Below are 14,361 nucleotides of genomic sequence, written 5' to 3' on the forward strand. Positions count from 1 at the left end.
GGATTATTATTTAGAAACTTACTGTAGTGATAAAACCATATTGTGCAACGCCGGGAACAGTAGAAACGCCGCCGGCAGAACCTGTAAGGTTATCCGGAATAGTTCTGTAACCTCTGTCACCAGGACCTTTAATCAACTGTGGATCACCATAGATATTATCCTTTGAATAGAAGTTGAATACATTTCTGCCGTATATACTTAGGTTAAGCTTCCTGATCGTTTTAGTTTTAAAGTAACGTTCATAACCGATTACTACTTCTCTTATTTTAAAGAAGTCTGCTTTAGTGAGATAGTTGACGGAAGAGTTGGTATAATGACTATATAGTTCCTGGTTCGTATTTGTCGTATATACATCTTTGTTAGGGATGTATTTACCTGTACCATCATCATAAGAAGAATTAGGGAAGATAAAAGGCTTACGGTCGTTGTAGGTAGTATATACACTCATACCATATTGAACATCGTACTGGCCAAGGTCAGAATAATGCATCGCGCCGGTATTAAATTCTCCCAGTACAGCCAGTGAAAACCCTTTGTATGAAAAGTTGAGGTTCATACCACCGGTATATTTGGGAAGTGTTCTGCCGGAATAGATATCCTTATCCATATCTGTATCGGGCATACCGGTAGTCTTGTCCACGATCACCCTTCCATTCGGATCTCTTTTAAAGTCGTATACCTGGTATTCAAAGGCACGGTGTCCTGTACGGGCAACAATACCATAGTTACTGCCATAGTAGGCTGTTTTCAGCGGGAATGAACCATCGTAGGCATTACTGATAGATATTACCTTGTTATCATTCATTGCCAGTCTTACATCAGCGCTGAATACGAATCCGCTTTTTGTCTGGATGATGGGAGCGAATTTCAAATCTGCTTCCCATCCGTAGTTTCTCATTACTCCCAGGTTATCTATCGTACTACCACCGCTTAACCATGGAATTTTCACTTTCATGATCACCCCGTTATTACGTTGTGTATAATAAGTGAAGTCCAGTGATGCCCGGTTTTTCCATAAACTTACACTGGCTCCGTACTCCTGACTGAGGATCTTTTCCGGTTTAAGGAAAGGATTGGGATTACCTTCCATGTACATATAACTAAGTACTCCCTGGTCTGATGTACCCGGATAAGGGAAATTGTTGGAATATGCCAGCATCAATGTGCGTTCTGACTGGTACGGCTCTATATTCATGTTAGCCGTGGTATTTACTGCAGCACGCACCTGCAGACGTGTTAACCAGCGGTATTGTTTTAATGAAGGAATTACTTCATTCAGTATCACAGATGTATTACCTCCCAGATAGAGGTCCTTTCCACGACCCACTCTTGCACGTTTGGAATCCCAGTCGTTGCGTGCCATCAGTTCCAGGAATACCTTGTCTTTATAACCAATACCTGAAGTACCGAAGAAAGAATAATTACGGGTGAGTAAAGATTCTTCACTACCATATGGTATATCGCGGGAGAAACCGAGGTTATATACAGGAACGATTGGATTACCGGATCCTGACAGCAGCTTGTAATAGTTCTCTTTTACAGAGTTGCCGATAGTTGTACGGAAGTTGAAGTTACCAGCATGGTTCAGCGCTGTTATTAACAGGTCATTATTCAATGTACTGTTAGTACGGGTTTGTTCCTGCAGACCTGCCAGCTGGTCCCTGTAACGATTGTAGCCTCCATATAATTTAGCAAAGTCTGAGAAGTTAACGGGAGCAGTTGTAGCCTTTTGATAAATACCGTCGTATACTACACCCGGTTTGTCCGTTATCGTTAACCATGGGAGAGGTTTGGCAGTTAGTACAAGCCCTCCTACGATTGCATTATCTGTGGACCTTTTCTTAAAATTGGCGGCTCTCTGGTAAGGGCTCATTACATCATTATCCGACCAGTAGTGATTATTATCAGCCCATTCATTATTATTATAGTCTTTATAACTCAGTAAAGGAATATAGGTAGGCGTACTGAGCAAATTATCGAATGATGGTCCTTTTACAGAACTGACGCGGGAATAATTCAGATTGATCTGTACACTGAATTTCCCCATCTTTCTGCCTCCGCTGAAAAAGATATTGGTAGCATCCTGTTTATCGCCAGGGACCAGGCCTGTCTGGGTTGCTTCATTTAAGCCTAAATAGAAATCGGAGTTTGCATCTGATTGTGATACGGAAAGGTTGTTTTGTACAGTACGGGCTACATTGAAGAAACGTCTGGCATCTTTTTTATCAGAATAAGTCACCTGTTGAAAATTCCCGTTTTCATCTGGTCTTCCGATAGACACCAGATGGCCATCATAAGCAGGCCCCCATCCGTTTACATCTGTAGCGCTGAATATACCATTACCATCAGTATCTGTGAGCCCGGTACCGGTACCAAAGCGGCGTTGTTTGCTTTTATCATTACGGAAATCGAGGCGCTGGAAGCTGATGCTGTTGCGGAAATTGATAACAGGTTTTCCTTTCTGTCCTTTTTTAGTACTGATAATGATTACGCCGTTCACCCCTTCCGGTCCGTACAAGGCCGTACCATTCGCGCCTTTCAATACTGTTACGTTCTCTATATCAGCAGGATTGATGTTATTGATAAAGTCCATAATCAGACTGGCAGAAGCCTGATCAGAACCAAATGAAAGCGGGGTGCCATTCAGGATGAACAGCGGCTGGTTATTGCTGGATGCTCCGAAAGAGCGGATCCCACGGATCAGAACCTGCATCTGTGGATTCATGTCAGCACTCTGAGTGGCGATGTTCAATCCGGATACTTTACCTGCAAGACCAGTCAGCAGGTTCCCGGAGTTGGCGCGGTTAATATCCTCACCACTCACTTTAGCCACACTATACCCTATTTCTTTAGCGCTCTTTTCTATACCAAATGCTGTTACCACTGTTTCTTCCAGTTTGGTCACAGATGGATGCATCATGATGGTAAGGAAAGGCTGATTAGGGATGATTTTTATCTCCTGTGTTTCATATTGTAAAGAAGAGATGACCAGTATATTTCCAGGTGTGGCGTTTAATCTGAAATTACCGCCGGCATCAGAGATCACGCCTGTGGCTTGTCCTTTTACCTTTATGGTAGCAGATGCAATAGGCTCATTGTTCACTGCATTCAGTATCTTACCGCTTACTTCGTTCTGTATTTTCGGACTGAAATAAATGAGGACAGGCGTAGGTTTTGCCGACAATGCAATCACCTTGTCTGTAATCTTATATGTCAGTGGCTGATCTTTGAACATGGCGTCCAGGAATGCTGATAATGGCATGTTCTCGGCCTGTACGGTAACGGGTTTTCCTTCTTTCAACAATTCACTGTTGTAGAAAACGACATAGCCGGTTTGCTGTTCAATAGCAGAAAAGATCTTTTTAAGGGATAATTCTTTACCCGAAAGTGTGATACTCTGCGAAACACCGGACGCATGAACACTTAAAAAAGTAACGGTCAGCAGTAAAAAAGTGAGCCTCATTACGAACAGGATTTTGGTAATGTAACGATGCCTCCACCAGGGCAGGTGGCCACAGCAAGCATTTTTTTGCATAAATTGCGTTTGGTTTGGTTGATAATAAAATTCTCGTAGTTGAAATTTAATTTGAGTCCGAACTAATAGCCGGAAGTGCTTCGAACCACTTCCGGTTTTCGTTTTTTTAATGATGGTTGGTCCTCTATTTTGGCTGTATAATTAATTTCCCCCCTTTATCAAGTCTGAAATGAATGTCTGCGTCTTCCAGGATCTTGAGTAATTGTGTAAGACTTATATTACGTAATATTTTACCTCCGAAAACAACATCAGGCACATCCTGCTCATATACTACATCGATGTCATACCATCTGGACAACTGACGCATTACTTCTTTCAGATGTTGTCCCTCAAAATTGAAAATTCCGTTGCGCCAGGCCATTACAGCGCTTGTATCTACGGTGTTCAGTACGCGTACTGTTCCGGCCTGTAAAACGCCCTGCTGGCCGGGAGATAATAATGTTGTGTTGAATTTGATACGTCCTTCCAGTAATGTAGACCGGATGGCATCTTCATCGGTATATGCGTTTATATTGAAATGTGTCCCTAATACGTCTATGTAATTGTCCTGCTTATTGATCTTTAACCTGAATGGTTTCCTGTCGTCTTTTGCTACTTCAAAATAGGCTTCCCCGCTTACTTCTACCAGTCTTACGGCTCCTTTGAAAGCGGTAGGATAGGTAAGGGAAGAGGCTGCGTTCAGCCATACCCTGGTCCCGTCAGGTAATACTACCTGGAACTGTCCACCCCGGGGAGTGGTGAGTATATTGATACCTACGTCCTCTGTGCCGGTATAGTTTAATTGTCCGTGTACCTGTTGCACGGTGGTATTTCCCTGGTGTATTTCTCTTTTTGACGCGCTATCCAGCGTGATCACTGATCCGTCTGCCAGTTTTAATACTGCTTTCTTGCTGCCAGGTGCTATATCGTATTTCTCTGCCAGTTGCGGATGGGAAACAGGCCGTTGTCTGAGCAAAAAGCCTATACCTATTACTACCAGTAAAGCTGCGGCGGCGGCCCACCAGATGCGCAGGCTGCGTACCTTCTGTGGCCCATATATGAAAGCATCCTTTCCGTATTCCGACTGGTCCACTGCTGCCAGTGCTTCCAGCATCTCATCCAGCCGGGCCGTATTGGCTTCATCCAATAGCATAATACGCCACTGCCGGAATTCTTCCGGTGTCATCGTATCATCGACATACTTTTGAAACAAGACCTTAAAATCCTCGTCAGAAATGTACATACTCATAAGACGAAATATATATAGGGGGGTAATGCATGCTAATTGAAAAAAAATGGCGTCAGGTATAAAATGACCACCAATGCAATGTCAGGATAATGCTCTTCCAGGTATTTACGAATAATTGCCAGTGCCCGGACAAGGTGACTTTTAGAAGTGATGGGTGAAATATTCATCCGTTGCGCTATTTCCATATGTGTGAGTCCCTGGAAGCGGCTGAGCGTGAATGCTGTTTTCAGTTGTGGTGATAGCTGGTCTACGGCTTGTCTGATAGCGCCTTCCAGTTGTTTCAATGCAAGATTCTCTTCTGCAGAAGGAGTGAGGTCGCTGAAGAAGTTGATCATGTACTCCTCATTGGAAGGAGCGGCCACCTTTTTACGGAGGTAATCCAGCGCCATATTCCTGGAGATGGTATTCAGCCATGGTCTGAATTGCTGAATATCAGAGAGTAGTTCCCGTTTTACCCATACCCTTACGAAGATTTCCTGGGTAAGGTCCTGCGCTAATTCCGGTGATTTCATTAAACGGAGTGCCAGTCCATACACATGTCTGGCATAGTGATCATGCAATATTTTAAACGCTTCCTGGCTGGAGCCGGCTATGCGTTGAAGCAACTCCTTCTCATTTTCTAGCTGATGCATTCCATTTTGGTCGGTCGTGTAAAGCTAATAAAAAAGCCGCCAGGTTTTTCCGGCGGCTTTTCTACAACTAGAAAATATATCGTAGTCCCAGCTGGAGCTGCCATCTGGAAGGCAGGTCGGGGCTGGTCGTGAAGGTGTTTTTCTGGGAAGGGTCGAACTGGTAGATGGTTTTGCCATTGGTGTCTTTGCCGGCATAGGTAAGGGGCTGATAGTAGCCGGTAGTACTGGCATATTTACGTAATCCCCATTTACTGCTGATCAGGTTACCCAGGTTCACCACGTCCAGGCTTACCTGGAATGTATTACCGCTGCTTTTGAACTTGAAGTCCTGCAGAATGCGAAGGTCCAGTTGACTGAACCATGGGGTTACCCCTGCATATTTGCCGGTATACTGTCCGCGGTGTTTGCTCAGATATTTATCCTGTCCGATGAAGGCTTCCAGCGCAGCACCTTGTGCAGCGGCATCCTGTACATTTCCTTCAACATCTGTTAAAGGGGCAAAGTTCATCTGTCCGATTTCTGCCCTGGTAGGCACATACATCAGGTCATTGGCAGCAGAACCATCATTGTTCAGGTCTCCTCCATATACATAAGAGAAGCGGTTACCGCTGGTCCAGTTGCTGAAAAAGGAAATGATAGTCGCATATTTGCCGCTGCCATATTCGAATTTCCTGATACCTGCCAGTACGATGCGGTGAGTGTTGCCATACAGGGACGTAGATTCTACCGCTTTATTGGCATTGCCAATTACAGGGTTACGGTCGAAAGCATCCCCTGAAATCTCTGCGGAGATAGAGCTGGCATCTTTAGCGATGAGATAATTATATCCCAGCATCAGGAAGTAGCCCTTTCTGAATGTCTGCTGGGCCTGGAATGAGGTGTTGAAGGAATAGCCGATTTTTGTGTTGGTGAACACATAGGTGGATGTATTGCCTTTATCGCTTGCCAGGTATACGTTACGGTTATCACCAGTACTGGAATTCAATACACCGGTGGGGGTACCTAATCCGTAATCACGCACCATCATTGAGTTTACATCTTTGGAATAAGCCACATCTGCTGTTAAGATGGTCCCTGTTGGCAGTTTGTAATCCAGACCGATATTAGATCGCCATATCTGTGGCCATTTGAAATTACGCGCTGTTACATTGTAATAACCCGTAAATGGGTTACCGATGGCATTACCCACCCATACAAAAGGGAAACGGCCGGTGAACAGACCTGTACCACCTCTCAGCTGCACTGTTTTATCTCCTTTTATATCCCAGTTAAAACCTAAGCGGGGAGATACGAGGATCTTGCCGCTGGGCATACGGGTATTATCTATTTCCTGTCCGGGGCCGTTCTTTACAGGGTTTCCGTTTTCATCGTATAATGTTAAGTTATCAGAATTGGGGACGGTAGGGGAGCCGGTTACATAGGTTCCTGCGAAGGTCCCGTCTGTATTTACGTTCGGGCTTTTATAACTGGCTTTGCCCGGGTAATAGAGTGCTTTATCAAAACGAACACCGTAAGTCAGTTTAAAGTTGCTGGCAGGGGTCCATTCGTCCTGTGCATATGCCGAAGCCTGACCAACAGTAAGGTAATACCAGGTCCACTGGTCTGCCGCCGCACGGTTTTTATCATAGGCCACAGTGGCATCGTAAGCACCGGCAGCAGCGTTGGTGAGGAAGGTACTGATATCTACAGGTGTAAACACATCAAATCCGAAGCCGGTAAGGTTAAAGGAGTTGCCGAATTTGAACTGTTCATAGGAAGCGCCTATGGTGAGTGTATGTTTGGGTAGTACGATATTGAAGTTATCAGTTAACTGCAAAGCGTCCTGGTTCAGTACGTTATTAATGGAGAACGGTTCATAACCGGCTACTATATAAGGCGTGTTGTATTTAGTGATATTCAGCACCGGGAAAGGGGTAGAAAAAGGGTTACGCTTATCTCTGAAAGAGGTATATACTGCCCTTAGCTTATTTGAATAGGTGCTGTTGAAGTTGGATTTGAGTTCCAGGCCGAATGAGTTGAGCTTATTGACCATTTCATAACCTGAGTTTTTGAATTGCAGGGTAATGGCATCCGGTCCGCGGCGGTTAATAGCGTTAGGATGCGCTGGTTTATCCTGTTTGGCATCCAGTCCGTTATAAGTAAAGGAGAGGGTATGTTTATCACTGATGATCCAGTCGATTTTAGCCAGCCATTTATAGTTGCTGCGTTTGAGGTCATAATTCTGATAAGGACCGGTTACATAACTGTATTTATCGAACAGCAGTTTGCTTACAGCGTCCAGGTCAGATTGTAGAACGCGGGAAGTCGTTACATCCCCTGCATTGGAATTATTCCTGGCTACATAAGCGCTGGCTCCGTCTTTTCGTTGTTCTGTTTCGAAGTTGACGAAGTAGAACAGTTTATTTTTTTTGATGGCTCCGCCCAGTGAAAATCCTCCCTGAAAATGATCAAGTGTAGGTACGGTCAGTTTCTGACCATCTATTTTATTACCTGAAATGGCATCATTGCGGTAGAAGGCGTATACTGTTCCTGCGAATTTGTTGCTACCGCTTTTGGTAACGGTGTTGATACCTGCACCGGTAAAACCAGATTGTGTCACATCATAAGGAGCGATGTTAATCTGTATCTGGTCAATAGCGTCCAGGGAAATAGGTTGTGCGTTTGTTTGTCCACCGGGAGTAGGGGCATCCAGTCCGAACGGGTTGTTGAACACGGCTCCGTCCAGGGAGAAGTTGTTATACTGCCCGTTTCTACCTGCAAAAGAGATCCCGTTATAGGTAGGGGAAGCCGATGGCGTCAGGCGCAGGTAATCATCCGCAGAGCGGGAGATAGTAGGCAGTTGACGGATTTGTGTAGCACTGATATTGGTAGAGGCGCCGGTGCGCTGATCGTTGAAAATGGTGGAGCGTCCGCTGATGACTACTTCATTGAGTTTACCTGCTGCCTCATTCAGGCGCAGATCGAGGGCGGTGTTTTGCCCCAGGTTGAGGTATATGTTGGAGGCCGTGAGTGTAGCGAAGCCTGTGAAAGAAACGGTAACCGTATAGGGGCCGCCTACACGAAGGTTGGGGACGAGGAAGCTACCATCAGATTTGGTAACCAATCCTTTATTAATACCGGCATCGTTGAAGGCTACTCTCACCGTAGCGCCGGGAAGTGCTTGTCCTGCTTCATTTTTCACAATACCGCTCAGGGTGGCGGTCGTTACCTGGGCCTGGGTTTTTGCAAAAAGGAAACAATAGACCAGAAAGCACAAGACTATCTTGTTTAGATTTAGATTTGGTTGATACATCTTTATATTATTGGTGATTAATGGCTACACTTAAACAATCGGGCGGTCAATCTTTAACAACATATACAAGATACTATATTTTTTCAACCAGATTTAACAAAAAAACAACATAGAGAGAATTTTAATGTATTGGGTTAACGTTGTAAAAGATGTTTTAATCTTTCCTGCTGCTGGTTGCGTTTGAGTGAAAATATCTTGTGCTCTCTTTCCTTCTGATAGGTGTACTGAATGAGGAAATCAACTTTAGATATTAATAGCTTTTTATCTGCAATGATATCTATCTCTTCTAAAAGAAGATCTATGAACAGGTCCAGTGATCTGTAATCTATATTGTTCTCTTCTATGAACTTTCCCAGTTGATCTGCACTCAGACTATCAAAGAATGCTTTATCCCTGAACTTTGTTCCATGAAAAGCAGTAGCGATGATCTCCATAGCTTTTACAGGATTTTCGTTCTTCAGATCAAGGACTGCCCTGAGCGTACGTCCAAATTCTTCCACCATATCTAACATGTAATCTCTTGGCATAATTGAGTGTATTAAGGTTCGAATATAGTACAAACAGCGCAGAGATATAGAGATATAGAGATCAGATAAGGAAGTACAGGTTCTGAACAGGCTTATCCTACGTTTAAAAACGGAGGATAAGCCTGTTCAGAACCTGTTTCAAAGCCTGTTCAATACCGGATAATCTGTATAACCGTTTGCCCCTGGTGTATAAGCCGTTGCAAAATCCGGAGCATTTAATGTTGCATTATCTGCAATACGTTTATCCAGATCAGGGTTGGCGAGAAAAGCCCTTCCAAAGGCAATCAGATCAGCGAAGCCATTGTTTAAAGTCTGTTCGGCAGTGGCAGGAGTAAGTCCGTTACAAAGTATAATAGTGCCTTTAAATGCTGCACGTATTCCATCAAGTGTTTTTTGAGGGATCTTTGCAGATACGCCAATATGGATGTAGGCGATGCCTGTTTTATCCATTTCCCGTGCAAGGTAAATATAAGTCTGGTGTACTTCTTCTTCTTCATAGGGTTGTAAATCTCCCAATGTGTTAAACGGAGAAAAGCGGATGCCTGTTTTATCTTTACCAATAGCAGCTGCAACGCCTTTGACCATTTCTATTGCTATCGCTGCACGTTTCTCTATACTTCCCCCATATTCATCAGTACGGTTATTGACGTTAGGATTTAAGAACTGTTCTATCAGGTAGCCATTGGCGCCATGCAGTTCTATACCATCAAAGCCTGCTTCAACAGCGTTTTTAGCAGCGGTGATATGTTGTTTGATCACTTCCTTTACACCTGCGGTTGTTAAGGCTATGGGTGTGGAATGATTTTGCATCCCTTTAGTATCTGTAAAGATCTGTCCTGCTGCTTTGATATCAGAAGGTCCTACCAGTTCCACTCCTTCAGGCAGATTGTCTTTATGACCTATCCGGCCTGTATGCATTAATTGTACGAAGATTTTGCTGTTACCGGCATGCACAGCGGATGTTATTTTTTTCCAGCCATTGATCTGTTCCTGTAAGAATACACCTGGAATGCGTGGATATCCTAATCCTTCCGCAGCAGGGGCTGTACCTTCTGTTATAATAAGTCCTGCGCCTGTGCGTTGACCATAATATTCGGCCATTAATTCATTAGGAATGTTGTTGATAGCTCTGCTACGTGTCATAGGGGCCATTACCAGGTGATTCTTGAGTCCGAGTTTTGCGTATGGGGTAAGTACCTTGTTCATAATTTATAATTTTATGATACAAATGTCTGACAATGCATAAAGGGAAAATAGCCCGGATCAACTGAAAAATAGCCCTATTTGCCGGAAGCGTATTTTTTAGGTTTTACGCCAATGTGTTTTTCAAATAAGCGGCTGAAATGGCTCAGGTTAGAAAAGCCAAGCTGATAACCGACTTCAGAAACAGAATAGCCTGCTTGTTTTAATTTAAACGCGGCCTCTTCCATTCTTGCTTTCTGGAAATAGTTGTAAATGCTGTTACCAAATACCTGTTTGAATAAATCACGCATTTTAGTTTCACTCATGTCGGCCATTTTGGCTAGGTCCTCCAAACGGGGAGGATTACTAAGGTCTGATAACACGGCTGCTCTCACAACGAACAACTTTTCTATATCAGCTTTGTGAACAGGTCGTTGTTGCCGCTTTAACAGCTTTTCAAATAGCAGGTATAGTAATTCCTGTACCCGGATCTTATAATAAAAGGGGCTTAAATTGATTTCTTCTTTTGTATCGGCTAACTGATGTAATAACTTTCTCATATCCTGACTCATACTTTCATAAAACAGGAAATCAGGGGAACCGCTTGTTACCATTTGTATCGCGTTATTGGGCTTGTCGGTACTTAACAGGGAGCTAAGGAGTGATGCCCTGATACCGACCACGGTAAAGTTGATTTCTTTATTAGCAGGGAAGCGGGTTTCTGAGTCCAGTATACTGGAAGTAATCTGTACTGCCGCATCTGTGTTTTTAGAAAACTGAATTTGTGCATGGCCGTCAATGGATAATTTGGCAAGATCTTCATTACAATGAAAGAGAATAGTAATGATGTCATGATTATCATCAGGTGCTACACATTTAAGTACAAACTCTTCTTTAAACGTATACTGATGCAGGAGCAGTTTAAACTCCGGTCCCAGGTCAATTTTACGAATACTGCCTTCTCCCAGAGAAGCTGGGATTATGAGTTTTTCCCCATCAAAAGGAATATTAAACTTCTGTGCAAAGCTGCTTAGAAAGTTGAAATCATGATTGGCTACAAATTCGAATAACATATGGGGCTAAATATAGGTAATTAGTAGTTGAGTTGTATAATAAACACTAATTAGATTTATAATCATATGGTACCAGTTCAGCTATTTTTTCCCATCCCCAGTATCCGCTAAAAATCATAGCCATCGGGTCTTCGCACAATCCTTCTTTACTGAAAATACAATAGGGTTTTTGAAACCGTATCATTGATTCCTGGTAGCGGGGTCTTCTGCCCTGTGTTTTAGCATATCCTGCTTCTTCCTCTTCTTTGGTATAAGTCACCAGCAGGAAATGATCGAAGTGAAGGATGTATTTTTCAGGTATAGAATCCGACTGGCTGATTAACTCTGATGGTTTCAATTGCGCGGGCATTCTATAGTTGGCGTAACTATCATCTTCTGCATAAGCATCTCTGCTTAGCATGATCTTCGCTTCGGATGTTGCAGAGTCTTTTATATATCCTGATACCCTCTTTTTCCTGATGATCTCATTCATCGTAAATCCTTCCTCTTGTGTATCTCCCTGAATCAGCGTACGGAAGAAGTGGAGAGAGGACCCATGGTATGCTTTTTCCCGATTCTCCATCCATAGTTTTTTCTGTGCTTTCTTTTTGGTAGGCAGGTTTTCGTAAAATGCATATCCGTAGTAAGAAATGAAGTTATGTTTTTCAGAGTTCGTATATTGTTTCAGCAGAAATCTTACCCGGTATCCCAGTGCTTTGTTTTCTACGATGAGATAATCATCACTGGTTGCCTCTAATGCGTCATCCATCTTATTATATCCTATATCCAGGATTTCATCATTCATTAGTTTACAAAGTTTGGAATTGACACTTTTTCCGATGAATGTTTCTTTAAACTTCTTGATATATGCCTCTCTGTTAGGATCGCGCTTTACTTCAAACGCTTTTAAGACAGTTGCTTTGGGTTTCATCGTGATCCTGATGCTGATATTATCATTGATCACTTCCACATCATTAGAGATCGTTTCATACCCAACATAAGAAGCGATGAGCTGATATTTGCCTGCCGCTACATCTTTAATCGTGAAAGTGCCGTTTTCGGCAGTAGTGGCCCCTTTCATTGTATTGTTGATAAATACATTGGCAAACCCCAATGGTTTACCATCGGTTTCTGACACTACGGTGCCGCTGATCTTCACCTGTGAGTATGCCAGTAACGTTAAAGTTAAGTTAATACATATCAACAAAATCTTCCTCATAAGCAAAATAACGCGCTTATTTCCCCATAGATGCCATTTATTCTGTGTATACCCTGTTTCCATCTGTTGATGTTCACTTTTATTCGATCTTTTCTATCTTTAATTATGCAATCGATCAGACAGGCGGTATTCACGTTGCATCCTAATGTACATTTACTGGATATTACCGGAGAGGGAATGATAATTCCTGTAAAATAAGTACAGGGAACAGGCTGTCAGAAGTAAGATACTTTTTGTATTTTACTCTTAATGAGAACCATCTTTTATTTACTGGCAGCTATTATTGTCGCAGGCTGTCATCGACCAGCCGGGACTACCAATCAGGAATTATCTGTAAAAGGTATGCAGGATGATCTTTCCATCCTCTGGATGTCTATTAAGGAAATACATCCGGCTTATGGTCTTTATACGCCTGTAGACAGTTTACAGAAAGTATATGAGGAAACCGTCAGGTCTATCAATGCACCTATGTCCGAAACTGATTTTATCAGTCATGTTTATCCTTTGCTGAGTCATCTGCGTTGCGGACATACACAACTCAGGCACTCTGCCGGGTATAAAAATATGAAAGAGCCTCATTTGCCTTTTGAAGTGTTGGTGCGGGACCATCATGCCTGGGTCACTACTCATCAGGCAAAAGAGCTTAATACCGGTGATGAAATATTAAGTATGAATAATACGCCTGTTGCAGAGATAATTGATCATGGATATGATTTGTATGCAGGAGACGGGTATAATGAAACTTTCAAGGAATTATTTCTGAGCGAATATGATGGGTTTGAAGATGTCTGTAATAAATATTATCACTGGGAAGCCCCTTATCATATCGCTGTTCGTACAAAGGAAGGTCTTTTGAAAAATATTCAGCTTGAAAGATCAACAGATAACAGCATATCTGAAAAACAAGCTGATATTGATACAAGCTGGATGGAAGCAGCTGATTTACCACTTCGGTTCTTAAAGCACTCTTCCACTGCATGGCTGGAAGTGAAGAGTTATCAGTATAGTGATACGATTGTGTTTAAAGAAGCTTTTAAGCAGATACATACAAAAGGAATTAAAAACCTGATCGTTGATTTGAGGCATAATACAGGCGGTGATATCAGGATAGCGACTAAGTTATTGACTTACCTGGCGGATTCGTCTTTTCATATTGTCAGTGATGTAAGGTCAAGGATACCCAATCCTGCGATAAACCATTTTGAAAAATATTTTGATACTTCCCGGACTGCCAGTTTTAATGAAGGGTTTAGTGCCGGTGAGAAGGAAGGCAGCTATTATCATATCAATTTTAAACCTGCCTTTGGAGATTTGCTTAGTACTATCGCCATTGATAGCGCAGATCATTTTAAAGGTCAGTTATTCGTTTTAATTGATGGTGCTACGTTCTCTGCAGGAGCACATTCTGCTACGGCCATTGCCGCGCAATGTAAAAACGCCGTCTTTATCGGAAGGGAAACTGCCGGGAGTGAGGATGGTTGCAGTGGTGGGACTATCCAGCATTTGACATTACCAAACACAGGGGTTGTTGTAGAGTTTCCCTGGATGCGTCTTGTCTCGGTCGCTAAACACCCGGTATTGGGGCATGGCGTTATTCCTGCTTATACAGTTGTGTATAGTGCAGAAGATATTGTGAATAAAACAGATCTTGATATAAAGAAGGCAGTGAGCCTGATTCATTAAAATCAACCCAT

9 protein-coding genes are annotated in these 14,361 nt (G+C 42.9%); 1 reads left to right on the top strand and 8 read right to left on the bottom strand.

Annotated features, from left to right (window positions below; translation table 11 throughout):
* Window positions 1-10: 10 nt before the first annotated feature.
* The 8 genes from GO495_RS00535 to GO495_RS00570 form a co-directional block, all read right to left on the bottom strand.
* Window positions 11-3,535: a SusC/RagA family TonB-linked outer membrane protein gene (locus GO495_RS00535; RefSeq protein WP_157297758.1), complete on the bottom strand. Its 3,525-nt coding sequence runs from the start codon at window positions 3,533-3,535 to the stop codon at window positions 11-13.
* A gap of 124 nt (window positions 3,536-3,659) precedes the next feature.
* Entirely contained in the window at window positions 3,660-4,763 is a 1,104-nt protein-coding gene (locus tag GO495_RS00540) for a FecR family protein (protein ID WP_157297759.1), read from the bottom strand.
* Window positions 4,764-4,795: 32 nt separating this feature from the next.
* Window positions 4,796-5,395, bottom strand: a complete 600-nt coding sequence (locus GO495_RS00545) for an RNA polymerase sigma factor (protein WP_157297760.1) — start codon at window positions 5,393-5,395, stop codon at window positions 4,796-4,798.
* A gap of 67 nt (window positions 5,396-5,462) precedes the next feature.
* Window positions 5,463-8,651: a TonB-dependent receptor gene (locus GO495_RS00550; protein WP_240915118.1), complete on the bottom strand. Its 3,189-nt coding sequence runs from the start codon at window positions 8,649-8,651 to the stop codon at window positions 5,463-5,465.
* Window positions 8,652-8,821: 170 nt separating this feature from the next.
* Complete coding sequence (locus GO495_RS00555) at window positions 8,822-9,214, bottom strand: hypothetical protein (RefSeq protein ID WP_157297762.1); 393 nt, start codon at window positions 9,212-9,214, stop codon at window positions 8,822-8,824.
* A 138-nt stretch (window positions 9,215-9,352) separates the two neighbouring features.
* Window positions 9,353-10,420, bottom strand: a complete 1,068-nt coding sequence (locus tag GO495_RS00560; protein WP_157297763.1) for an alkene reductase — start codon at window positions 10,418-10,420, stop codon at window positions 9,353-9,355.
* A 74-nt stretch (window positions 10,421-10,494) separates the two neighbouring features.
* Complete coding sequence (locus GO495_RS00565; protein WP_157297764.1) at window positions 10,495-11,469, bottom strand: helix-turn-helix transcriptional regulator; 975 nt, start codon at window positions 11,467-11,469, stop codon at window positions 10,495-10,497.
* A 46-nt stretch (window positions 11,470-11,515) separates the two neighbouring features.
* Complete coding sequence (locus GO495_RS00570) at window positions 11,516-12,667, bottom strand: carboxypeptidase-like regulatory domain-containing protein (protein WP_157297765.1); 1,152 nt, start codon at window positions 12,665-12,667, stop codon at window positions 11,516-11,518.
* A 249-nt stretch (window positions 12,668-12,916) separates the two neighbouring features.
* Here GO495_RS00570 and GO495_RS00575 point away from each other — a divergent pair, with 249 nt between their 5' ends.
* Window positions 12,917-14,350: a S41 family peptidase gene (locus GO495_RS00575; protein ID WP_157297766.1), complete on the top strand. Its 1,434-nt coding sequence runs from the start codon at window positions 12,917-12,919 to the stop codon at window positions 14,348-14,350.
* The last annotated feature ends 11 nt before the right edge of the window (window positions 14,351-14,361 follow it).

It is taken from the genome of Chitinophaga oryziterrae (genome assembly GCF_009758125.1).
GTDB lineage: Bacteria > Bacteroidota > Bacteroidia > Chitinophagales > Chitinophagaceae > Chitinophaga > Chitinophaga oryziterrae.

What these genes read in the sequence shown, in the direction of transcription:
- GO495_RS00560 (WP_157297763.1), bottom strand. Translation starts at nt 10,420, where the DNA reads ATGAACAAGGTACTTACCCCATACGCAAAACTCGGACTCAAGAATCAC.
- GO495_RS00565 (WP_157297764.1), bottom strand. Translation starts at nt 11,469, where the DNA reads ATGTTATTCGAATTTGTAGCCAATCATGATTTCAACTTTCTAAGCAGC.
- GO495_RS00575 (WP_157297766.1), top strand. Translation starts at nt 12,917, where the DNA reads ATGAGAACCATCTTTTATTTACTGGCAGCTATTATTGTCGCAGGCTGT.
- GO495_RS00540 (WP_157297759.1), bottom strand. Translation starts at nt 4,763, where the DNA reads ATGAGTATGTACATTTCTGACGAGGATTTTAAGGTCTTGTTTCAAAAG.
- GO495_RS00570 (WP_157297765.1), bottom strand. Translation starts at nt 12,667, where the DNA reads ATGAGGAAGATTTTGTTGATATGTATTAACTTAACTTTAACGTTACTG.
- GO495_RS00535 (WP_157297758.1), bottom strand. Translation starts at nt 3,535, where the DNA reads ATGCAAAAAAATGCTTGCTGTGGCCACCTGCCCTGGTGGAGGCATCGT.
- GO495_RS00555 (WP_157297762.1), bottom strand. Translation starts at nt 9,214, where the DNA reads ATGCCAAGAGATTACATGTTAGATATGGTGGAAGAATTTGGACGTACG.
- GO495_RS00545 (WP_157297760.1), bottom strand. Translation starts at nt 5,395, where the DNA reads ATGCATCAGCTAGAAAATGAGAAGGAGTTGCTTCAACGCATAGCCGGC.